This window comes from Halorubrum sp. Boch-26 (assembly GCF_029889805.1).
Taxonomy (GTDB): Archaea; Halobacteriota; Halobacteria; order Halobacteriales; family Haloferacaceae; genus Halorubrum.
This window is the reverse complement of record NZ_JARANT010000046.1, coordinates 1-20,478: the sequence shown is the minus strand read 5'-3', so window position 1 is coordinate 20,478 and position 20,478 is coordinate 1. Positions and strand designations below refer to the sequence as shown.

Genomic DNA, 20,478 nt, shown 5'->3' with positions numbered 1-20,478 from the left:
TATTTTAGTTGTACCACCGACACCGACAAAAAAGAAAAAAAGACAGCGCCGAGGAGACCGGCGTCGACGAGGTGGCCGCCGCCCTCGACGCCGCGGTCGACCGCGCCGACTCGGACGACTGCGTGCTGCTCGTCGGATCGCTGTTCGCGGTCGCCGAGGCGCGCGCGGCCCGGCTCCGGACCGTGACGCCGCGGTCGATTACCGACGAGACCGGCGCTCGCCGCGCGCTCGACGCGGCCGGGGTCCCGTCCCACGCGGCCGCGGCCCGCGCCGAGGGGATCGACCACCGCGTCCTCACGCTCCGGCTGCGCGGCGACCGCGCCGAGCGCCTCGCGGCCGCGATCCGCGAGGTCGGCGGCGACGCCGCGATCGGGGGGATAGGGGCGAGTGAGGGGCGCGTCCCGGGCGGCGAGCAGGTCCCGATCACGCTCGGCGGAACGGTCGCGGAGTACCGCGAGTTGCTCGACCGCCTGCGCGCCCGGAAACGCGAGGGGGTCGCGGGCGTCGCGGCCGACATCGCCGACCGACTCGGGATCGACGCTGCCGAGGTCGACTCCGGGATCGATTCCGCCCCGGACTACCCGTGGACCGACGGCACCGCCGTGATGGGCGTGCTCAACGTCACGCCGGACTCCTTCCACGACGGCGGGCGCCACGAGGCGCTGGAAGACGCGGTCGCGGGCGTCGAGCGCATGGTCGAGGCGGGCGTCGACATCGTCGACGTCGGCGGCGAGTCGACCCGGCCGGGCGCCGAGCCGGTCCCCGCCGCGGAGGAGATCGACCGGGTCGTCCCGACGATCGAGGCGGCGCAGTCGGTGTCGGCGGTCGCCGACGGCGACGTGCTGATCTCGGTCGACACCCGGAAGGCGCCGGTCGCGGCGGCGGCGCTGGAGGCCGGGGCCGACATTATCAACGACGTGACCGGGCTGGAGGACCCCGCGATGCGCGAGGTCGTCGCCGAGGCGGACTGCCCGGTCGTCGTGATGCACAGCCTCGACGCGCCGGTCGACCCGACGAACGACCCCGAGTACGACGACGTGGTGAGCGACGTGGTCGCGTCGCTCCGCGAGCGGCTGGCGCTCGCCGACACGGCCGGGATCGACCGCGACAGGGTGATCGTCGACCCGGGCCTCGGCTTCGGGAAGTCGGCGTCGGAGGCGTTCGAGCTGCTCGACCGCGCCGGGGAGTTCGCCGCGCTCGACTGTCCCGTGCTCATCGGCCACTCGCACAAGTCGCTGTTCGGGGCGGTCGACCGGGGCCCGGACGATCGCGAGCACGCCACCGTCGCCGCCACCGCGCTCGCCGCCGACCGGGGGGCGGACATCGTGCGGGTCCACGACGTGGCGGAGAACCGCGCCGCGGTCGACGTCGCCGGCGCCGTGAACGGGTCCCTCCGCAGGGGCGGCGAGGCCGAGGGCGGAGACGACGGCGCCGACGCCCCGGACGAATGACGGCAGCGTTTTCCACTCGTACCCCTTCGCGCCGGTATGGCCCGGCGTCTGCTGCTCGGCTGTAGCGCGGTCGGGAACACGCTCGTCGAGCGCACCCGCGAGTCGCGCGGTGAGCTGATCGCGATCACCGACGACACCGGGTGGGCGTCGACCCTGCGCGACCGCAACGTCGCCACCGTCGAGGCCGACCCCACGGACCCGTCGACGTACCCCGAACACGTCGCGGTCGTGCTCGTCGCGAGCGACGACCCCGCGCGCAACGTCGCCGCCGCGGAGGCCGCGCGGGAGCGCTACCCGGACGCGATGATCGTCGCGCACGTCGGCGCGAACCCGACCGCGGCCCAGGGGTCGGCGCTGGAGGCGGTCGCCGACCGCGTCGTCGACCCGGTCGAGGCATTGGCCGCGCGCGTTCGGGCGGCGACCGGCGTCGACGGCGACGAGCTGCCGCCCCGCCTGCTGTCGACGCTCCGCGGGCTCTCCGGCCCTCTCCTCGTGGTCGCACACGACAACCCCGACCCGGACGCCATCGCGAGCGCGATCGGGCTGGCGCGGATCGCCGAGGTCGTCGGCGTCCCTGCCGACACCTGTCACGGCGGCGAGATCGCTCATCAGGAGAACCGAGCGATGGTGAACCTGCTCGACCTCTCGCTGACGACGTTCGACGGGATCGACCTCGACGAGTACGACGGGGTCGCCCTCGTCGACCACTCGCGGGCGGGGATCAACGACAGCCTCCCCGAGGGGCACCCCATCGACATCGTCGTCGACCACCACCCGCCCCGGGGACCGGTCGACGGAGAGTTCGTCGACATCCGGCCGGACGCCGGCGCGACGAGCACGCTGATCGAGGAGTACCTCTCGCGGCTCGGCGTCGAGCCGGACCGGCAGCTCGCCACCGCCCTGCTGTACGGGATTCGAATCGACACGAAGGACTTCACTCGGTCGACGTCGATCCCGGACTTCGAGGCGGCGGCGTCGCTGTCGCCGCTCGCCGACGAGTCGACGCTCGAACGCGTCGAGAGCCCGAGCGTGAGCCAGGAGACGCTCCGGGTGCTCGCGAACGCCATCGAGGGGCGAGACGTCAGGGGGTCCACGGTCGCCTCCTGCGTCGGCGAGATCAGCGACCGCGACACCCTTGCGCAGGCGTCCGAGCGCCTCCTCGATCTCGACGGGATCACGGTCACGTTCGTCTACGGGTACATGGACGGGGTGATCTACGGCTCCGCGCGGTCGCGCGGCGCGGACCTCGACGTGGGCGAACTGCTCCGAGACGCGCTCGACCCGGTCGGTTCCGCCGGCGGGCACGCCACCATGGCCGGCGCGCAGGTCCCGCTCGGCATCTTGGAGGAGGTCTCGGAGTCGGAGTCGCTGGCGGAGGTCGTCGAGACGTTCGTCTCCGGCCGATTCTTCGAGGCGCTCGACGACGCGCCGACCCAGCCGACCGGCACGCCGTCGGAGTTCTCGACCGACTGAGTGCGTCGTTTCGCGACGGAACGCGGACCGTTCTCGCGGTCGGTCGTTCACTGCGGTTGGCCGCCCGCCGCGGCTGACCGTCCGCCGCGTCCAATGGCGCAACCTACATATTTCGCGGCGGCGAACAGTATTGCATGACTGACGATATTGTCGATCACCGTCGACTGATCATCGCCGGTACCGGTATCGCGGGGCTCTCCGCGGCCATCTACGCCGCGCGGTCGAACAACGACCCCTTGCTCATCGAGGGCGACGAGCCGGGCGGCCAGCTCACGCTCACCACCGACGTGGAGAACTACCCCGGCTTTCCCGAGGGGATCTCCGGGCCGCAGCTCATCAACAACATGAAAGAGCAGGCGAAGAAGTTCGGCGCCGAGACGCGCAACGGGATCATCGAGGACGTCTCGAAGGAGCCCGCGGGCCACTTCCGCGTCGAGCTCACGAACGGCGACGGCTACACCGCCGACGCCGTGATCGCCGCCTCCGGCGCGAGCGCCCGGACGCTCGGCGTCCCCGGCGAGGACGAGCTGATGGGGTACGGCCTCTCGACGTGCGCGACCTGCGACGGCGCGTTCTTCCGCGGCGAAGACATGCTCGTCGTCGGCGGCGGCGACGCGGCCATGGAGGAGGCGAACTTCCTGACGAAGTTCGCCGACACCGTCTACATCGCGCACCGCCGCGAGGAGTTCCGCGCGGAGGACGTCTGGATCGACCGCACGATGGAGAAGGTCGAGGACGGCGAGATCGAACTGCTCCTCAACACCGAACTCACCGAGATCCACGGCACCCCCGAGGACGGGATCGACCGCGTGACGCTCGTCGAGCACCCTGACGGCCACCCCAAGGAGAAGCTGGAGGACCCGACGACCGCCGACGAGGTCGACGAGTACGCGTTCGACGTGGGCGCCGTCTTCTTCGCCATCGGCCACACGCCGAACACGGACTTCCTGGAGGGGCTCGGCATCGAGACCGACGACGACGGCTACCTCGTCACCGAGGGCGGCCGCGGCGGGAATCAGACGGCCACCGGCGTCGCGGGCCTCTTCGGTGCCGGCGACGTGGTCGACTTCCACTACCAGCAGGCGGCGACGGCCGGCGGGATGGGCGTGAAGGCCGCGCTCGACGCCGACGAGTACCTCACCGAGCGCGAGCGCGCCGGCGAGCTTTATGAAGGTGCGGTCGACGCCGCGGCCGCGGACGACTGAGACTCGTCGGACCCCGTGGACGTTTATAAATGACCGTCCGCCTCTGCTTTTGCAGACCGACGACCGATTGACTGCGGCCCGACCGCTGCCACCACCTCAGACGCCCATTTATCAACAGCCGACTGCGAATCGCCGGTGAAATCCTCCAAAACCCATCCGTGAGGCGGGCGCCCCTTTGAGTCCCGCCCCGCACAGCGACCGCACCTCACGCCTCCCCAGCCTCGCCGCTCGCGCCTTATAAAGGCGCTCGCGGCGTCCCTCGCTACTCGCGGCCAGTGGGCCGCTCGTCGGCACGCGCCGCCGCACCGCCGCTCTACTTATAACTGGTCGCCGCCCGCGCTACGAGAGAATCTCGACCTCGTACCCGTCGGCTTCGAGCGCGTCGACGATGTCGGCGGCGTGCTCGGCGTCGTCGGTCTCCAGTTCCAGTTCGAGCTCGGCGGCGTTGACGGCGACGTCCCGCGAGGTGCGGTCGTGGTGGACCGCGTACACGTTCGCGCCGGTGCGCGCGACGATGCTGGAGACGCGCTCCAGCTCGCCCGGACGGTCCTTCAGGTCGACCGTGATCTTGAGGTAGCGACCCATCTGGACGAGCCCGCGTCGGATCACCGTCCCGAGTCGGTTGAGATCGATGTTGCCGCCGCAGAGCGCGGCGACGACCGTCTCGCCGTCGTCGTACTCGAACGCCTCGGAGAGAACGGCGGCGAGCGCGACCGCGCCGGCGCCCTCAACGAGCGTCTTCGAGCGTTCCAAGAGGAGCGTGAGCGCCAAGGCGATCTCGCGGTCGTCCACGGTGACGATCTCGTCCACGTACTCTTCCATGACCGCCAGGGTCTCCTCGCCGATCGCCCGCGTGGCGATCCCGTCGGCGATCGTGTCGACGCTGTCGATCTCGCGCACCTCGCCCGCCTCCAGCGACTTCGCGGCCGAGGCCGCGCCCTCGGCCTGTACGCCGACGACCCGCGCGTCGGGGAGCCGCTCTTTGACCGCGACGGCGACGCCCGAGATGAGGCCGCCCCCGCCGATGGGGACGACGACCGTGTCGAGCTCGGGGCAGTCGTCGGCGATCTCCAGCCCGAGCGTCCCCTGTCCGGCCATCACGACCGGGTCGTTGAACGCGTGGACGTACGTCCGGCCCTCTTCTCGCTCCAGGTCGTGGGCGTACGCCTGCGCCTCGTCGTAGTCGACGCCCTCCAGCCTGACGCTGGCGCCGTACCCCCGCGTGGCCTTCACCTTCGAGACGGGCGCGAACTTCGGCATCACGACGGTGGCGTCGACGCCGGCGCGCTGGGCCGCGAGGGCGACCCCCTGCGCGTGGTTCCCCGCGCTCGCGGTGACGACGCCGGCCTCGCGCTCGGCATCGGAGAGGGTCGCGATCCGGTTCATCGCGCCGCGGATCTTGAACGCGCCGGTGCGCTGGAGGTTCTCCAGCTTGAGGTGAACGTCAGCGCCGCTCATCTCGGAGAACGTTCGCGACCGCTCTAAGGGGGTGTGACGGGCCACGCCGTCGACGCGCTCGCGCGCCTCGTGAACGTCGGAGAGGGATAGCATGCGTTTCCGTCGCCGCGCCGACCGCTAATCGGTTCCGGTCCGAGCCGTCTCGCGCGAGTTCACTCGGCTTCCGCGCGCCGTCTCGACCGACCGACGGACCGGACCCTCCGGGGTGTACAGGAACCCGACGGACGAGCGACCGGCTCGCCGTCTGTAAAGGGGGGAATGCACGCGTGTGACGTGCAGCTGAAACCAAGCGGGCTGTATACAAAAAGGTGGGGCTAGCGGAGCGAAAGTAAAACCGCACGACTGCTCCGCCGTCATACCTCTGTCAGACGAGATTTTCGGGGGTCAGCTGCACCCGCACGTCGGCCCGTTCGAGGTACGCCGTGACGCGCTCGCCGAACTCGCCGGCGGTGCCCGAGAGACTGTCCGACCCCGTCGCGCCCGATCGCGTTTCGCCCGACTGCGTCGCGTCGGGCCACGTCGCGTCCGCGCCGAGGCGGTCGGGGTCGCCGACGTAGACGGCCGCCCGATCCGGGTAGCCCCCCGGCGCGTCGAGCGGGGCGCTTACCCGGTGATACAGCCCGTCTCCGACCCCCTCGTACTCGTCGAGTGCGGCCGCCTCGTCGGTTCGGAGGAGGCGACCCGCCGTCTCCCCGCCGGGCGCGAGTGTCGGGTACCGACCCTCGACGGGACGGAGCCCCGTCAGCGTCGCTGAGCCCACGTAGACGTACGAATCGAGTACCTCGGCCACGCGGTCGGGCTCGGTCAGTGTTCCGTACGCGAACACGTCCATAGATCCGTGTGGGTCGTTCGCACGCTTGAAGCTTCGGACGCCAGCGTCGGGCGTGGAGCAACCCGAACCGCATCGGCTCCGGCGGTCCCAGCCGCCTCCGACATGTAAAAACGGCGCACGACCGTCCCACGTGGTACATGGACTTCCCGCGGCTGCGCGGCGTCTGGCGGCGCGTGTTCGCGCTCGCGTGGCCCGTCATGGCCGAGCAGACGTTCCGCACCGCGATGCGGACGACCGACGTGCTCGTCACCGCGCTGTTCTCGCCCGCCGCGGTCGTCGCCATCGGGCTCGCCGACCTCTACGCCCGGTTCCCGCTCCGGATCGGCCTCGGACTCGGCGGCGGCGCCATCGCGCTCTCCTCGCAGGACACGGGTGCGGACGCGACCGGGAACCGCGACGAGGCGGTGACGCAGGCGATCCTGATCGGCGCGCTCGCCGGGATCCCGTTCGTGCTCGTCGGCCTCCTCTTCGGCGAGCTCGCGATCGACGCCTTCGGTCGGCTGGTCGGCGAGCGGACCGCGCCGGAGGTCGTCGCCCTCGGCTCGACGTACCTCGCGATCGTGTTCGCGACCGCCCCCGCGCGCCACGTCGCGCTCGTCGGCGCCCGCGCGCTGCAGGGGACGGGCGACACCCGGACGCCGATGTACGTCAACGTCGCCGCCAACTCCGTCAACATCGTCGGCTCGGTCGTCCTCGGACTGGGGCTGTTCGGCTTCCCGCGACTCGAGGTCGTCGGCGTCGGGTTGGCGACCGCGGGTGCGAACGTGCTCACCGCCGGCCTCCTCTGTCTCGCGATCTGGGGGTCGTGGACCGAGGCGAACTTCGCGCGTCCCCGCGATCTCACGATCGCCGGCCAGCTCCTCCGCGTGAGCGCGCCGCGGGTGGCGGAGGGGTTCGGCTCGGAGCTCGCCGAATTCCCGTTCAACGCCCTCCTCTTGAGCTTCGGCGAGGCGGTCAACGCCGGCTTCCAGATCGGACGCCGAGTGTATCAGCAGGTGACCGGACCGCTCTCTCGCGGCTACAACGTGGCGGCCTCGGTGCTCGTCGGGCAGGCGCTCGGCGCGGGCGACCCGGACGAGGCGCGATTCAACGGCTGGGCGGTCGCCGGGCTCGGCGTGCTCACGGTCGGGTCGATCGGCGTCGGACTCGTCGTCGCCGCGCCGCGGCTCGTCCCGCTGTTCACCGACGACGCGCCGACGGTCCGGTACGCGGTCGACTTCGCCCGCGTCTACGGGGTCGCCGGGGCCGCACTCGCTTGCTTCTCGGCGCTCTCCGGGTCGCTGCAGGGCGCGAGCGAGACGCGGATCCCGTTGGTTGCACGCGTGTCCGGGATGTTCGGGCTGTTCCTCGGCGCGTCGTGGCTGCTCGGTCGGACAGCCGGATTCGGTCCGACGGGCGCGTACGTCGGCGTCTCGGTCGCGTACGTCTGGATGGCGGTCGTCGTCGCCGCCGGCTTCCGGTACTCCGGCTGGGCCGGGCGGGCCGCGGAAATGATGGCTGAGCGCGGCAGTGGGCTCGCCGACCCGAACGGCGACGAGACCGAGGAGTCAGCGACGGACTGACCCCCCGACACGCGGACTCGTTAAGTGGGAGACAGCCGAACCGCTTCGCATGGATCTGTCATCCGCTGTCACCGCCACGACCTCCACCCTCCGGCGGCGTCCCGCTGACCTGATCCCGTTCTACCTCCTCGGAACGGCGGTCCCCGTTATCGCCCGGATCGGGATGTTCACCGCGCTTGCCGGCGTCTACCTCCATTTCGAGCTCACCGGTCGGCTCGCGGCCGCTCGCGACGCACTCGCGGAACTGGACCTGACGCCGCCGGACACCCAAGACCCCGAGGCGCTGCAGGCGTGGGGCGAGTCGATCGCCCCGGCGCTCGAACCGCTCGCGTCGCCGACCGCGATCGCCCTCCTCGCGGCCGGGACGCTGGCGACGGTCGCGATCGCGATCCTGACGTACGCCGCGGTCTCGGCCGGGCAAATGTCCGCCGTCGTCGCCCGGCTCAAGACCGACCGCGGCCTCACCGCGGGTATCGCCGGGGTCCGAAACCGCTGGCTCACGTTCCTCGGGATCTACGTCGCCGAGCTGCTCTGTTGGCTCGGCGTCCTCCTCCTCGGGGGGCTCGCGATCGGCGCCGCGTTCGTCGTCAACCCGTTCCTCGGGGCCGCGGCCGCGTTGGTGGTCCTCCTCGTTGGACTCGTCGCGCTCCTGCTCGTGCGGGTCGTCTTCGCGTTCGCGCCGGCCGCCATCGTCGTCGACGACGCGGGCGCAGTCGGCGCCGCGGAGGGCGCCGGCGAGTTCGTTCGGTCGAACCCGGCGGACGCCGCCGCGTACCTCGTCGTCGCCGTCGGCGTCCTCGTCGCGATCTCGTCGGCCGCCTCGGCGCTGGCGTTCCTCGGCGGCGGCGCGGTCGTCGCGCTCATCAGTGCGGTCGTCGCCGCCCCCGCGCTCGACCTGCTCAAGACCGTCCTCTACGCCGACCACCGCGGGGCCGTCGACCCGCTCGATCCGCCCGAGGCGAGCCTCCGTGCACAGCTCTCCGGCGGCGTCCGCCGCGGCTGGCGCGAGATGGCCGGGTTCGTCCGCCGGACGCCGGGACTGCACGCGATCGTCGTCGTCGTCGGAGTCGGGTTCGGCGCGCTCGGCTGGCTCGCCGTCGACCCGTTCGTCGGCGCGATCGCGACCTCCATCGAGGGCCGACTCGTCGGTCACATCCCGCCCGTGGCGGCCGTCAACTTCTTCGGGAACAACTGGTCGGTCGCGATCGCGACATCGCTTTCGGGGGTCGCTCTCGTGGTCCCGGCGCTCTCGTCGGTCGCGTTCAACGGATTCGCGCTCGGCGCCACCGCCGCGTTAGAGGAGAATCTCGCCGCGCTCGCGGCGTTCGTCGCTCCCCACGGAATCTTGGAGATCCCGGCGCTGTTCGTCTCCGGTGCGCTCGGGATCCACCTCGGGATCGTCTCGTGGCGAACCCTCCGCGGGCGTCGGTCCCACGACGAGTTCGCCGATGCGTTAGAGGCCGCCTTCTGGGTGCTGATCGGTGTCGGGCTGCTGATCGCCGTCGCCGCGTTTATCGAGGGGTTCGTGAGTCCGTACTACTGGCGGCCGTTCCTCTAGGTGCCAGCGACACACGCTCAGAGCCGCCCCGCCCGTACGTTCAAGTCGCTCCGTCACGAATCCTGACCCGTATGACGCGACGCGATCCCTTCGGCGAAATAGAGGAACTGCTCGAACGGATGGGGCGGGAGTTCGAGGAACTCGGCGGCACGCTCGATACGCCCGACGCTCCACGGTTCCCCGGCTCCCGCGATGTCGCCGTCGATGTGATCGAGGACGACGAGTCGTTCACGGTTCTGGCCGACCTTCCCGGATTCGACGACGACGACATCGATATCGAACTGCGTGAGGATTCGCTGTCGATCGCGGCCACGCGCGAGGAGGAGCGCGATATCGAAGTCGCGGACGCAGACGCCGACGACGAGGGCGACTCGAACGTCCGGTACCACCGCCGCGAGCGCCGATCGCGGTCCGTTTCGCGACGGATACCGATCGCTGAGCCCGTCGAGCGCGACGGTACAACCGCCTCGTATGAGGACGGTGTCCTCACCGTCACGCTGCCGAAGCGGTCGGACGCCACCAGCGGTCACAGTATTGACGTGAGCTGAGCCGCCGGTACTTTCTCCACCTCCCCCGTGCTATTTACCCGCATGGACGACACAAACGGGCCGGGCTCCAGAGACGGCTCGGAACCCGAGGAGCGCCAAGACCTCGCGGCCGCCCGACGGGAACTCGTCAACGCGCTCCGCGAGCGCCTCGACGTGAGCGAGCGCACGCTGTCTGCGATCGAGGCCGTGCCGCGGCACGAGTTCGTCCCCGAGAGCCGCCGCCCGCGCGCCTACGCCGACCGTCCGCTCCCGATCGGCCACGACCAGACGATCAGCGCCCCGCACATGGTCGCGATGATGACGGACCTCTTGGATCCGGACCGCGGCGACCGCATTCTCGAGGTCGGCACCGGCTGCGGCTACCACGCGGCCGTCATCGCCGAGCTCGTCGAGCCGGGGAACGTCTTCAGCGCCGAGTACGTCCCCGAACTCGCCGCGGACGCCCGCGATCGACTCGCTAGACTCGGATACGACGTGACCGTCCGAGCCGGCGACGGCCGCGAGGCGTTCTGCGATGAGGCGCCGTTCGACGCGGCGTTCCTGACGTGTGCCCCGTCCGGCGACGTCCCCGAACCGATCGTCGAGCAGGTTCGGACCGGCGGCCGCGTCGTCGCGCCGGTCGACGACGGGGGATTCCTCGACCGCGGCGGCCAGCGGCTCGTGCGCCTGACGGTCCGCGAGGACGGCGTCGACCGCGAGGATCACGGTGGCGTTCGCTTCGTGCCGATGCAGTGACGGCGGTCGACCGTGACGATCGCTCTCCCGGCTCCGCTGCGAACGAGCGGTTTTAGGTGACCGAGCACCGAGACCGACCATGGACGAGGCGTCGCTGCGGGCCGATATGATCGAGGGGCTCGAACACGAACTCGGCGAGCCCCTCGGCGCCGCCGTGCTGACGGCCCTCCAGCGAATTCCGCGCGAAGCGTTCGTGGACGACTCTCCGTACGCGAACGCCACGAGCGACGAGGCCGGAACGCGCGTTCTCGCACCGGCGACGGCGGTCCGCCTGATCACCGCGCTGGACGCCGCCGAGGGCGACGACGTTCTCGTCGTCGGCGCCGGCGTCGGCTACTCGGTGGCGATGCTCGCCGAGATCGCGGGCGCGAAACACGTCCACGCGATCGACATCGACCGTGAAGCGGTCTACCTGGCGCGCTCGAACCTCTCCGCGGCGGGCTACGACGCCGTCCTCGTCGACCGGCGCGACGGCGCCAACGGCCTGCCGGAATACGCGCCCTACGACCGCATTCTCTTGGAGGCGGCGGTTCTCGAACCGCCACACGCGCTCAGGGAGCAGCTCGCCGACGGTGGGCGGCTCGTCTACCCGCGCGGGAACGCGGTCCAGACCGTCGCGGCGGTCGAGGCCGTCCCCGATAGCGGGGCGGAGTCGGACGACGACGCTCCGCCGGGCTTCCGTACTGTCGAGACCGCCGGTCCCGCCCGACTCCAGCCGATGCTCGTCGACGGCGAGCAGCGCGGCGTGGAGCGAAATCGCACGCGCCGCGAGGACGCCGAACGGGCCAAGCAGGGCCACTTCGCGCGACACGGCTGGGAGCAGGAGTGGATCGACTGGGACGACCGGCTTTAGCGGCCGGATTATGGACGTTGGAAGGCTAAAACCTCGCCCTGCAGGGCGGGGAGAATGTCAACTCGGCCGATCCTCGTTACTCCTCGACGACGAGTACCGCCGTGTTCTCCCGCTCGTCGACGTAGTCGCCCTCGGCCGGCGGCTTGACCTCCACCGTGAGCGTTCCGTCCGGCTGATTCGGTCCCAGTTCGGGCGCCACCTCGATAGTCGCGACGCCCTCCTCGTTCGTCTTCGCCGTCGCGACCCCGTCGATCTGTGCCGACCCGCTGCGGACGATCACCGTCGCGTCCGCGACCCGCGCTCCGTCGGGATCGATGACGGAGACGTCGATCGACTGCTCGCCGGGCGTCGTCACCTCGGGCTGCGGCTGCGCGTCGACCTCCGTCGCGGCGAGCCCCTCGATGTCCCCGATCATCCCCATCATCACGCTGAGGCTGGCGACGCCGACGACGAGGGCGATCACCAGCCTGACCGGTAGCCCTTCGATTGCGCGGCTGTCCGTGCGGAACGATCGCCGGTTCGCGGTGCGTCCGTCGCGTTTCGAGTCGGACATACGCCCCGCTGGCCGCGGTATCACTGATAAGCGGTCGGACCGGTGGGGCCCTCTGCGGGTTCCTTCGTCTCGCCACCCGGTCGTTTTTGTGCGATACCGCGACCACCGTCGGCCATGCACGTGCTCGGCCGCGAGACCGATCCGGATCGCACTCCCTCGCTCCCGACGGTCCGGCTCGGATCCTTCCTCGCTCGCGACGGCAGCGCCGGGGCCGCAGTCGGCGTCGACGCGGACCGCCCGCACGCTGGCGTCGTCTTCGGCAAGCGCGGCACCGGGAAGTCGTACACGCTCGGCGTCCTCGCCGAGGGACTCGCGGACGCCCCCGGTGTCTCGCCGGTCGTCGTCGATCCAATGGGGGTTTTCGACGGGCTTCGGGCCGCGGGCGGTCGCGTGGTCGACCCCGCTATCCGGCCGGACGCCGTCCCGCCTGCGGCGTGGCCGGACTTGCTCGGCCTCGACCCGACGAGCGGCCCGGGTGGGGTTTTGTGGCGGGCCGTCGCCGACGCGACCGAAGACGCGGAGGCGGTTTCAGTCGCCGACCTCCGCGAGCGCGTCGTCGAGGCCGACGCGCCGGCGGACGCCCGTCGAGCCGCCGCGAACCACCTCCGGCTCGCCGCGTCGTGGGGCGTGTTCGACGCCGAGGCGCCGCCGATCGCCGCGCTCGCCGCCGACGGTACGCCGACGGTGCTCGATCTCGCTGGCGTCCCGGAGGCCGCCGCGGCCGCCGTCGTCAGGGCGGTCGCCCGGGGACTCTACCACGCCCGGATCGAGAGCGACCTCGATCGCCTCCCGTGGCTGCTCGTCGACGAGGCGCACGCCTTCTTCGACGGCGTCGCCGCTCCCGCGCTCGGGACGCTTTTGACTCGCGGCCGTGCACCGGGGGTCTCGCTCGTCTGCGCGACGCAGCGCCCCGGCGCCCTGCCGAGCGTCGCCGTCTCGCAGTCTGACCTCTTGATCTGTCACCGGCTCACCGCCGAACGCGACGTCGCTCGGCTCGCGGAGGCCGAGGCGACGTACCTCGCCGGCGACCTCGCCGAGCGGCTCCCGACCGGCACCGGCGAGGCGCTCGTCGTGGACGACGCGACCGAGACGGCTCACACGGTCAGAGTCCGCGAGCGGCGGACCCCGCACGGGGGCGGGAGCCCGCGAGCGAGCGACGTGGACGCCGCCGCGCACGCCGCCACTGCCGAGCGCGTCGAAGACGACGGCGACGGCTCCGGCGGCGACGCCCCGGACGCGGCCGAGTCCGAAGGCCCAAGATGACCCCCGTCGACGCGTCGGTATGGAACGGACGCCGCTCGGTCTCCTCTTCGTCGCCGCTGGCGGCTTCCTCGGTGCCGTCGCCAGACACGGGGTCGACGTCGCCGTCGGGGGCCCCACCGGCGCCGGCACGCTCGTCGTCAACGCCGTCGGGTCCTTCGCGCTCGGACTGCTGGTCTCCCGCGCGACGGCGACCCGGACCCAGCTGTTCGTCGGCACCGGAGCGCTCTCGTCGTTCACCACTTACAGCACGTTCGTCGGCGACGCCGTCGCGCTCGGAGGGTCGCTCGGCGCCGCGTACGTCGCTGCGAGCTACGCTATCGGGTTCGCGGCCGCGCTCGGCGGACTCCTGATCGGAGGGCGGTCGTGACCGACCCGCTCCTCGCGGCCGCGCTCGTCGGCGTCGGCGGGTCGCTGGGCGCGACCGCCAGACACGCCGTCGGACTCCGGATCGAGGGACGGCGATCGGTCGTCGCCGTCAACGCGCTCGGAAGCCTCGCTCTCGGCGGCGTCCTCGCCGCGCCGGTCGGGTCCGCGGCGACCGCGCTCCTCGCGGTGGGGTTCTGCGGCGCGTTCACGACATTCTCCTCGTTCGCCGTCGAGACCGTGTCGACCGCGACGGGCGGAGAGGCGGATATCGCGATCGGATTCGCCGTCGCGAACCTCGTGGCCGCGCTGAGCGCGTTTCTCGCCGGCTCGGCGGTCGTCAGCGCGTTCGCGTGAGTCGAGACGTCACCCCGACGCGACGCCCGCGAGCGACAGGTACAGGCACCTCCGGGACGTATCGTCTCGCGTGACAGACGACGCCGAGAGTCGGAGCGACGGGAACGTGAGTCGGGGCGACGGAGGCGCCGATGCCGAGCGCGCGGCCGGCGGTTCGGGTCCCGCTGACCCCGACGCGAACGCCGCGTCCCCGGAGGCCACGGCCGAAGCGTTCGGCGACGACGCGCCGTCGTTCGGCGACCTCTCGCTGCCCCAGCGGGTGTTCGTCGCCGCCGTACAGAATCCGACCCGCGGAGTCGTGATCGTTGGACTCCTCGCGTTCGGCTTCTCCTTTTACGTCGCCTTCTGGCTCGTCTTCCCGCGCGTCGCGGCGTTCACCTCCGCGATTGGGGCGGTGCTGGTCGCGATCGTCGCCCTCGTCTACCTGATCTCGGACCGCTTTTCGGGGTGAGGCCGGTGAACTGTCGGTGACCGGGAGGTCCGCTCACGGGTGCGGCTCGTAGAACTCGCGGAGCGTCGTCCCGAACGTCGGCGCGAGCGTCGCGACGGCGTCGCCGACCAGCACGTCGCGCTCGGCGAACGCCCGCTCCACCTGTGCGCCGAGCGCGACGTCGCCCGCGGCGTCGCTCTCGAGGTACGCCCGCACCGCCGTGAACTCCCGCTCCCTCTCGACGACGTACCTGTCTCCGTCGATGAACGGGCCGTACGTCTCCGGGTCGACGTCGTCGGCGTACGACTCGTAGAAGCTCGCGGCGTGCTTCCGCACCGCGACCGGGGGCCCCTCGTGGCGCTTGACCGCCGGCCGCTCCGCGACTTCCAGTTCGGCGTACAGCGCGGCGCGGACCGGCCCGCCCGCCCCCGCTTCGGCTCGATCGTCGCCGACCATCGCTTGCGCGCGTAACACGTCGAACCCGTGTGCGTCGAGTCCGCGGACGATCCCGTCGAGGGAGCGTCTGAGCTGGGGCCACAGCTGGTCGTCGACCAGATCGGGCGCGTCGACGACGACGGCGACGGGAGTCGTTCCTCGGCGATCGAGGTGGTCCCGGACGCCCGCGGCATCGAGCGGCTCCGGGTCGGCCGGCTCGAACAGCGCCTCGCGGGGCGCCGCGAGCAGCTCACGGGCGTAGTGCTGGAACCGCGCGGCGTTCGCGGCCGACAGGACCGCCGCGACGTTGCGGGTCGGGTCCGTGGGGTCGACGACGACGAGCGGGTCGTCGAACGTCTTCTCGGCGTGACCCTCCGGGTCGAACTCCACCGGCGGGTGCCAGCTCCGGGCGGACTCGACGAGCGGGACGAACCCGCCGAGCTCCAAGACGAGCAGCTCAGTCAGGTAGCCCGAAAACCCCTCCGTGCGGAGGTCGCTCCCGTAGGCGCCGATCCCCTTCAGAAACGCCTTCGCGAGCACGACGTCGGCGGCGAGGTCGTCGTCGAGCCGCGCAGAGAGATACGCGTCGTGGAACGGCGTCCGATCGACCGCCGAGACGAGGTCGCTCGCGGTCTCCACGTCGTGACAGGGGACGAGGTCGACGTCGAACCCCTCGTACGTTCCCTTCACGTACGGGTGCTCGGCGTACTCCTCGTGGCCGTCGGGGAGGACGGCGTGGCCGACCGCGAGCCCGTACTCCTCCAGCTGGGCGCGGTCGAGGTCGGCGTCGAACCGGACGAACAGGTCGATGTCGCGGTCGCCCGAGACCCACGTCCCGCGCGCTGTCGACCCCACCTGCACCACGTCGGCGTCGACGGGGAGGCCGGCGATCGCCTCGCGGGCCCGCTCCGCGAGCTCGCCGGCGACCGCCCGCAGGCGCTCGCGCTCCTCGGGCTCCGGAACGGCCCGCTCGCGGACGCGCGAGAGCACCGCCTCGAGTTCGTCGGACTCGGCGCCGTCCGACTCGGGATCGCTCATACCCGTCCCTCTCGCGGTCCGGCCGAAAACGTGTCGGTCGCGGGGGCGACCGACCGGTCCGCGACACCGACGGCGACCGCGGCGCCGACGCCGTGCCAACTCGTCTCCCCCGAGTCGGGCGGAAACGAAAGCCATATCAAAAGAACGCGAGTATCCGAAGATGAGCCGAAGTAGCTCAGTTGGTAGAGCGCCTCGCTGTTACGACGCTCGGCGGAGCTCCCCCCGGACGTCACAGTTACGAGGCGGTCCCAGGTTCGAGTCCTGGCTTCGGCGCCTTCCTTCCGTTTCATTCTCGGCTATACTTTCACTTGGTGGCGGGCCTATTTTGTGTATCTACCCCTCCATCGGATATGTCGAATCGGAGCGAGCAATTTGCTTCACTCGAGGAGCCACAGAAACGCGGCCAAGCGGCCAAGCGGCCGAAGCAATCGTAAAATCGGAATTTGTGAGTTATGGAATTTCTGTTCTATCTCCGGAATACGATAATGAGCCGTATGATCTTGTAGTTGAGATTAAAGGGAATTTCTACCGTATTCAAATAAAAACAGCTTTTGAAGCGACGACCGACGGAGCAGTACGGTTCCGAACGCGGAGTACCCGGACAAAGAGTTCAGGATACGAGCGAGAGGGATACGAAGGGTCCGTCGATTTTCTCGCAGTCTATGCTCCCGTGTGTGATGAAACCTACTTGATACCTATCAAAGATGCTAGTAAAACTCAAATGACGATTCGATATGAACAGTCAAAAAACAATAACATCAAAAATGTCAATTGGCATGAAGACTACCTCTTCCACGAGATATTGCCCTCTCTCGGTTCCAACCCGACAATATAAAGAGGAACCGAGAGAGACGAATTGATACGAAAAGGGCCTTTAGCTTAGTCTGGCTCAAAGCCTTCCGCTCATAACGGAAAGATCGCCGGTTCGAATCCGGCAAGGCCCATTCTCCCGCGGTAACTATTTTCCGCGAGCCACGCGCACCCGAGGACCCTACTCCAGCAGCCCGACCAGCTCGTTCACGTCGTCGACGACGGCGTCGGCGCCGTTCTCGGCGTACTTCCGGCGTCCCTCCTCGCCGGTGAGTCCCCCCGTCAACACGCCGACCCCGTAGTAGACCCGGCTCGCGTCCTCGTCGTCGGCGTTGCGCGCGGTCCGCACGTCGTCGAGGGTGTCGCCGGCGAAGGCGACCCGCTCGGCGTCGAACCGCTCCGCGAGCTCGACGAGCGCCCGCGGGTGCGGCTTCCCCTCCTCCCAGTCGTCCATCGTGAACCGGCGGTCGTCGGGAACGTCGAGACCGACGCGCTCCAAGGCGATCTCCGCCTCGGCCCCGGGTCGCCCCGTCAAGACGCCAACGTCGAACCGCGCGGTGAGGTCCGCGATCGTCTCCGGCTCGACGAGCGTCGGCTCGTCGTGGATGTACCCCGGCGCCGACAGCGGCGGCTTCCCGCCCTCCAGCTCGCGGTACAGCTCCTCGCCGAGGTAGAGTGCCTGGAACGTCTCGCGGAGGCGCTCGGTGTCCCACTGATCGCGGACCCGCGCCTGCGCGACCCGCGGGAGATCCCCGACGACCGCCTTCGCCGCCGCGAGGCCACCTCCGGCCTCGGCGACTCGATCGGTGAACGCCTCGGGGTCCATCCGAAGCCCTTCGCGGCGCGCTAACACGTACAGTGCGGCCGCGTCCGTCAGCTCCCAGTCGTTGTTGAACCCGCCGGCGTCCTTGAACGCCTGGACCGTGTCGCGGTCGATCGTCTTGCCACACACCCTGTCGACGGACTCGAGTATCGCCCGCCGATACGAGTCGGCCACGTCGACGAGGACGCCGTCGATGTCGAGAACGACTGCGTCGACCTGCATACCCGTACGCCGGCAGGTGAGGGAAAGAACGTTCGGGTTCCCGGCCGACTCCGCCGGAAGATCGTTACCGACCGTCGGCCGAGGACCCGGATCTCGCCGAGCCACTGCGGGCGACGTAGACGGTCGTCCCCGACAGCGACCGACGACGGACCGAGACCGTCGGCTCCTCGAAGCCGAGGGTCGTGAACAGGCACGCGGCGTCTAAGCGCTCCGCGAGCGCGACCGTCGGGCGCTGGAGCTCCGCCGGGAGGTTGCAGGCGTACACCGCGTCGAACTCGCCGCTTGTCCCGCCGAGCACGGATTCGCTCTCACCGTCGGTCGCCTCTGCGAGAGCGAGCACGTCGGCCTCGACGGCGCGGAGCGAACCGGCGACCGTCGGCCCTCCCGTCTCGCTGGCCGCCGCCAGCGTGCGCTCGCCGCCGGCGATGTCGACTGCGACGACGTCGCGACCGCGCTCGGCGAGCGATCGCGCGACCTCGGGGCGATCGCCGACGCCGACCTCCAGCAGTCGTTCGTGGTCGGCGAGTTCCTCGACGAGCGCTAGGCGGGGCGGTGAGACCACGGCGCGGGCTTTAAGATTGGGGCGGTCATAAGCGATTCCATGCTCGTGGACATCGTTCCCGTCGGGGAGGTCACCCCGCGCGTGAAACGGGAGGCCTCCGCTGTGCTCCGATCGGTGTACGACTGTGACGTCACGGTCCACGACGATCAGCCGATCCCCGAAACCGCCTACGATGAGGGCCGCGACCAGTACCGCGCCGAGGACCTCATCGAGACCGTCAGCCGGGTCGGCGGCGGCGAGAAGAACATCGGTATCACCCCGCGTGACCTGTACTACCGCCGCCGGAACTACGTGTTCGGGCTCGCGTACCTCAACGGAAACGGCTCCGTGATCTCCACCCACCGGCTCCGAACCTCTTCCGACGGCGGCGTGTCCACGAAGCCCGCGGTCGACGTGTTCTCAGACCGCGTTCGCAAGGAAGTCGTCCACGAGATCGGCCACACGCTCGGGTTGGAGCACTGCGACAACAGCAAATGCGTCATGTCCTTCTCCCCGACCGTCCGCGAGGTCGACGTGAAAGAGGAGAACCTCTGCGGCTCCTGTTCTCGGCTCGTCCGATAACTCGGTCGCCGGTAAACGTAAACCCCGTCCTGTCCAACTGACGCCCATGGCCGCAAAGCCGGAATACCGCGACCGGCCCGACGTCGAGGTCGCGTTGCTGGACGCGCTCGTCGACCGCGGCGACGAGGGGATGACAGTGCTGGAGCTCCGAGCGGCGGTCGACGCCGACATCGACGCCGTCGAGGAGGCGCTCTCCGCGTTGAAGGAGGACTCGCTCATCACGGTCGAGAGCAAGGAGCGCGTCCGCGTCTACGCGCACGACCGCGTGTTCCCCGACCCCGACGCGCCGAACCAGGACCGCCGAGAAGGACTCGTCGACACGCTCCGCGATCGGCTCGGACTGTAGCCCCGACACCTGACCGTCACACCGCGATCGTCACACCGCGACCGCGCCGTCGCGACCTCACCGCGAGCCAGCGACCTTTTGCCGCTCCCCGACCTCTCTTGGGGTATGACTCTCGTCTCCGGCACGCACGGCGCCCACGGCGCGACGTACCGCGACCGCGGAGGCCGTCGGGTGGTCGACCACTACGGGAAGCCAGAGCGCGTCGGGAAGGCGGTTCGCAACGTCGTCGGCGCGATCGAAATGGGGTACGGCGTGCTCGCGATCACGGGCGACGACCGCGTCGAGTTCGTCGACAACGCCGTCTCCAACCGCGTCCCGGCCGAGGACGGGCAGGGCGTGTACGCGCTCCTGCTCGACCCGCAGGGCGGCATCGAGACGGACATGTACGTGTACAACGCCGACGAGCGGCTGCTCGTCTTCCTCCCGCCCGAGCGCACCGAAGCCGTCGCCGAGGACTGGTCGAGCAAGGTGTTCATCCAAGACGTGACGGTTGCAGACGCCTCCGACGAGTTCGGCGTGTTCGGCGTTCACGGCCCCAAATCGACCGAGAAGGTCGCCTCCGTGCTCGGCGGACCCGGCGCCCCCGAGAAGCCGCTCTCCTTCGTCCGCGGTTCGATGGTCGACGCGGGCGTCACCGTCATCGCGACCGACGCGCCCCTCGGCGAGGAGGGGTACGAGGTCGTCTGTGCGGCCGACGACGCCGAGGAGGTGTTCGACACGCTGATCAACCGCGGGCTCAACGCGGCGCCGTTCGGCTACCGGACGTGGGACGCGCTCTCCGCCGAGGCCGGCACGCCGCTCTTCGAATACGAGCTGGAGGGAACCGTGCCGAACGTCCTCGGGCTCCGCAACGCCCTCGACTTCGAGAAGGGCTGTTACGTCGGGCAGGAGGTCGTCTCCCGCGTCGAGAACCAGGGGCGGCCGAGCCGGCGATTCGTCGGCCTCGCCCTCGACGGGCTCGCCGACGCGACCGCCGAGATCGACTGCGACGCCGATCCGGAGGGGTACGACGATGCCCTCCCGACTCCCGGCGCGGCCGT

At 70.4% G+C, this 20,478-nt stretch carries 21 protein-coding genes, 2 tRNA genes and 1 pseudogene; 18 read left to right on the top strand and 6 right to left on the bottom strand.

Going from position 1 to position 20,478, the window contains the following annotated elements; genetic code table 11:
• Positions 1–65: 65 nt before the first annotated feature.
• The 3 genes and pseudogenes from folP to OQF71_RS08445 all read left to right on the top strand — a co-directional run.
• Positions 66–1,451: pseudogene (gene folP, locus OQF71_RS08455) on the top strand (dihydropteroate synthase); the annotation flags it as partial.
• 36 nt (positions 1,452–1,487) lie between these two features.
• Positions 1,488–2,924, top strand: coding sequence for a DHH family phosphoesterase (locus tag OQF71_RS08450; protein ID WP_280587049.1), 1,437 nt, complete (start codon positions 1,488–1,490; stop codon positions 2,922–2,924).
• A 134-nt stretch (positions 2,925–3,058) separates the two neighbouring features.
• The gene (locus tag OQF71_RS08445) at positions 3,059–4,129 is read left to right on the top strand and encodes an FAD-dependent oxidoreductase (protein ID WP_280587047.1); all 1,071 of its coding nucleotides are present in this window, start codon (positions 3,059–3,061) and stop codon (positions 4,127–4,129) included.
• Between the two features lie 339 nt (positions 4,130–4,468).
• On the opposite strand, the gene ilvA is transcribed toward OQF71_RS08445, so the two are convergent.
• Together ilvA and OQF71_RS08435 are read right to left on the bottom strand one after the other, a co-directional pair.
• Positions 4,469–5,680: a threonine ammonia-lyase gene (gene ilvA, locus OQF71_RS08440; RefSeq protein WP_280587046.1), complete on the bottom strand. Its 1,212-nt coding sequence runs from the start codon at positions 5,678–5,680 to the stop codon at positions 4,469–4,471.
• A 271-nt stretch (positions 5,681–5,951) separates the two neighbouring features.
• Complete coding sequence (locus OQF71_RS08435; protein WP_280587045.1) at positions 5,952–6,419, bottom strand: gamma-glutamylcyclotransferase family protein; 468 nt, start codon at positions 6,417–6,419, stop codon at positions 5,952–5,954.
• Between the two features lie 137 nt (positions 6,420–6,556).
• On the opposite strand from OQF71_RS08435, the gene OQF71_RS08430 reads away from it, so the two are divergent.
• The 5 genes from OQF71_RS08430 (at position 6,557) to OQF71_RS08410 (ending at position 11,675) form a co-directional block, all read left to right on the top strand.
• Positions 6,557–7,981, top strand: coding sequence for an MATE family efflux transporter (locus OQF71_RS08430; RefSeq protein WP_280587044.1), 1,425 nt, complete (start codon positions 6,557–6,559; stop codon positions 7,979–7,981).
• A gap of 49 nt (positions 7,982–8,030) precedes the next feature.
• Entirely contained in the window at positions 8,031–9,539 is a 1,509-nt protein-coding gene (locus OQF71_RS08425) for a stage II sporulation protein M (RefSeq protein ID WP_280587043.1), read from the top strand.
• Between the two features lie 71 nt (positions 9,540–9,610).
• Positions 9,611–10,087 (top strand): Hsp20/alpha crystallin family protein, encoded by a 477-nt coding sequence (locus tag OQF71_RS08420; protein ID WP_280587042.1) that lies wholly within the window; start codon positions 9,611–9,613, stop codon positions 10,085–10,087.
• A gap of 42 nt (positions 10,088–10,129) precedes the next feature.
• Complete coding sequence (locus tag OQF71_RS08415) at positions 10,130–10,822, top strand: protein-L-isoaspartate(D-aspartate) O-methyltransferase (RefSeq protein WP_280587041.1); 693 nt, start codon at positions 10,130–10,132, stop codon at positions 10,820–10,822.
• Positions 10,823–10,901: 79 nt separating this feature from the next.
• Positions 10,902–11,675, top strand: a complete 774-nt coding sequence (locus OQF71_RS08410) for a protein-L-isoaspartate O-methyltransferase (protein WP_280587040.1) — start codon at positions 10,902–10,904, stop codon at positions 11,673–11,675.
• A gap of 76 nt (positions 11,676–11,751) precedes the next feature.
• On the opposite strand, the gene OQF71_RS08405 is transcribed toward OQF71_RS08410, so the two are convergent.
• A complete protein-coding gene (locus OQF71_RS08405) occupies positions 11,752–12,228 on the bottom strand; it encodes a carboxypeptidase regulatory-like domain-containing protein (protein WP_280587039.1) in 477 nt (158 codons plus the stop codon).
• Positions 12,229–12,342: 114 nt separating this feature from the next.
• Here OQF71_RS08405 and OQF71_RS08400 point away from each other — a divergent pair, with 114 nt between their 5' ends.
• From OQF71_RS08400 to OQF71_RS14585, 4 genes are all read left to right on the top strand, one after another.
• Positions 12,343–13,491, top strand: a complete 1,149-nt coding sequence (locus OQF71_RS08400; protein WP_280587037.1) for a DUF87 domain-containing protein — start codon at positions 12,343–12,345, stop codon at positions 13,489–13,491.
• A 19-nt stretch (positions 13,492–13,510) separates the two neighbouring features.
• Positions 13,511–13,858, top strand: coding sequence for a CrcB family protein (locus OQF71_RS08395; protein ID WP_280587035.1), 348 nt, complete (start codon positions 13,511–13,513; stop codon positions 13,856–13,858).
• Entirely contained in the window at positions 13,855–14,211 is a 357-nt protein-coding gene (locus OQF71_RS08390; RefSeq protein ID WP_280587034.1) for a CrcB family protein, read from the top strand. Before OQF71_RS08395 ends, OQF71_RS08390 begins: the two co-directional genes overlap by 4 nt.
• Before the next feature lie 70 nt (positions 14,212–14,281).
• Positions 14,282–14,662 (top strand): hypothetical protein, encoded by a 381-nt coding sequence (locus OQF71_RS14585; protein WP_280587033.1) that lies wholly within the window; start codon positions 14,282–14,284, stop codon positions 14,660–14,662.
• 33 nt (positions 14,663–14,695) lie between these two features.
• Here OQF71_RS14585 and cca read toward each other — a convergent pair whose 3' ends face one another.
• Positions 14,696–16,114 (bottom strand): CCA tRNA nucleotidyltransferase, encoded by a 1,419-nt coding sequence (cca, locus tag OQF71_RS08380; protein ID WP_280587032.1) that lies wholly within the window; start codon positions 16,112–16,114, stop codon positions 14,696–14,698.
• Between the two features lie 164 nt (positions 16,115–16,278).
• Between cca and OQF71_RS08375 the strand changes: the two genes are divergently transcribed.
• From OQF71_RS08375 to OQF71_RS08365, 3 genes are all read left to right on the top strand, one after another.
• Positions 16,279–16,387: transfer RNA gene (locus tag OQF71_RS08375), tRNA-Asn, on the top strand.
• 172 nt (positions 16,388–16,559) lie between these two features.
• Positions 16,560–16,949, top strand: a complete 390-nt coding sequence (locus OQF71_RS08370; protein WP_280587031.1) for a group I intron-associated PD-(D/E)XK endonuclease — start codon at positions 16,560–16,562, stop codon at positions 16,947–16,949.
• A gap of 33 nt (positions 16,950–16,982) precedes the next feature.
• Positions 16,983–17,058 (top strand) — tRNA-Ile (locus OQF71_RS08365).
• Positions 17,059–17,105: 47 nt separating this feature from the next.
• Here the strand turns inward: OQF71_RS08365 and OQF71_RS08360 are convergent.
• Positions 17,106–17,969, bottom strand: coding sequence for a TIGR01548 family HAD-type hydrolase (locus tag OQF71_RS08360; RefSeq protein ID WP_280587030.1), 864 nt, complete (start codon positions 17,967–17,969; stop codon positions 17,106–17,108).
• A 64-nt stretch (positions 17,970–18,033) separates the two neighbouring features.
• The gene (locus OQF71_RS08355; RefSeq protein WP_280587029.1) at positions 18,034–18,531 is read right to left on the bottom strand and encodes a UPF0146 family protein; all 498 of its coding nucleotides are present in this window, start codon (positions 18,529–18,531) and stop codon (positions 18,034–18,036) included.
• A 39-nt stretch (positions 18,532–18,570) separates the two neighbouring features.
• Here OQF71_RS08355 and OQF71_RS08350 point away from each other — a divergent pair, with 39 nt between their 5' ends.
• The 3 genes from OQF71_RS08350 to OQF71_RS08340 form a co-directional block, all read left to right on the top strand.
• The gene (locus tag OQF71_RS08350; RefSeq protein WP_280587028.1) at positions 18,571–19,092 is read left to right on the top strand and encodes an archaemetzincin family Zn-dependent metalloprotease; all 522 of its coding nucleotides are present in this window, start codon (positions 18,571–18,573) and stop codon (positions 19,090–19,092) included.
• Between the two features lie 46 nt (positions 19,093–19,138).
• Positions 19,139–19,438, top strand: coding sequence for a DUF6432 family protein (locus OQF71_RS08345; protein ID WP_280587027.1), 300 nt, complete (start codon positions 19,139–19,141; stop codon positions 19,436–19,438).
• Between the two features lie 105 nt (positions 19,439–19,543).
• Positions 19,544–20,478: aminomethyl transferase family protein (locus OQF71_RS08340; RefSeq protein ID WP_280587025.1), on the top strand; the 935-nt coding region annotated here is incomplete at its 3' end.

What these genes read in the sequence shown, in the direction of transcription:
- OQF71_RS08450 (WP_280587049.1), top strand. Translation starts at nt 1,488, where the DNA reads ATGGCCCGGCGTCTGCTGCTCGGCTGTAGCGCGGTCGGGAACACGCTC.
- OQF71_RS08445 (WP_280587047.1), top strand. Translation starts at nt 3,059, where the DNA reads ATGACTGACGATATTGTCGATCACCGTCGACTGATCATCGCCGGTACC.
- ilvA (WP_280587046.1), bottom strand. Translation starts at nt 5,680, where the DNA reads ATGCTATCCCTCTCCGACGTTCACGAGGCGCGCGAGCGCGTCGACGGC.
- OQF71_RS08435 (WP_280587045.1), bottom strand. Translation starts at nt 6,419, where the DNA reads ATGGACGTGTTCGCGTACGGAACACTGACCGAGCCCGACCGCGTGGCC.
- OQF71_RS08430 (WP_280587044.1), top strand. Translation starts at nt 6,557, where the DNA reads ATGGACTTCCCGCGGCTGCGCGGCGTCTGGCGGCGCGTGTTCGCGCTC.
- OQF71_RS08425 (WP_280587043.1), top strand. Translation starts at nt 8,031, where the DNA reads ATGGATCTGTCATCCGCTGTCACCGCCACGACCTCCACCCTCCGGCGG.
- OQF71_RS08420 (WP_280587042.1), top strand. Translation starts at nt 9,611, where the DNA reads ATGACGCGACGCGATCCCTTCGGCGAAATAGAGGAACTGCTCGAACGG.
- OQF71_RS08415 (WP_280587041.1), top strand. Translation starts at nt 10,130, where the DNA reads ATGGACGACACAAACGGGCCGGGCTCCAGAGACGGCTCGGAACCCGAG.
- OQF71_RS08410 (WP_280587040.1), top strand. Translation starts at nt 10,902, where the DNA reads ATGGACGAGGCGTCGCTGCGGGCCGATATGATCGAGGGGCTCGAACAC.
- OQF71_RS08405 (WP_280587039.1), bottom strand. Translation starts at nt 12,228, where the DNA reads ATGTCCGACTCGAAACGCGACGGACGCACCGCGAACCGGCGATCGTTC.
- OQF71_RS08400 (WP_280587037.1), top strand. Translation starts at nt 12,343, where the DNA reads ATGCACGTGCTCGGCCGCGAGACCGATCCGGATCGCACTCCCTCGCTC.
- OQF71_RS08395 (WP_280587035.1), top strand. Translation starts at nt 13,511, where the DNA reads ATGGAACGGACGCCGCTCGGTCTCCTCTTCGTCGCCGCTGGCGGCTTC.
- cca (WP_280587032.1), bottom strand. Translation starts at nt 16,114, where the DNA reads ATGAGCGATCCCGAGTCGGACGGCGCCGAGTCCGACGAACTCGAGGCG.
- OQF71_RS08360 (WP_280587030.1), bottom strand. Translation starts at nt 17,969, where the DNA reads ATGCAGGTCGACGCAGTCGTTCTCGACATCGACGGCGTCCTCGTCGAC.
- OQF71_RS08350 (WP_280587028.1), top strand. Translation starts at nt 18,571, where the DNA reads ATGCTCGTGGACATCGTTCCCGTCGGGGAGGTCACCCCGCGCGTGAAA.
- OQF71_RS08345 (WP_280587027.1), top strand. Translation starts at nt 19,139, where the DNA reads ATGGCCGCAAAGCCGGAATACCGCGACCGGCCCGACGTCGAGGTCGCG.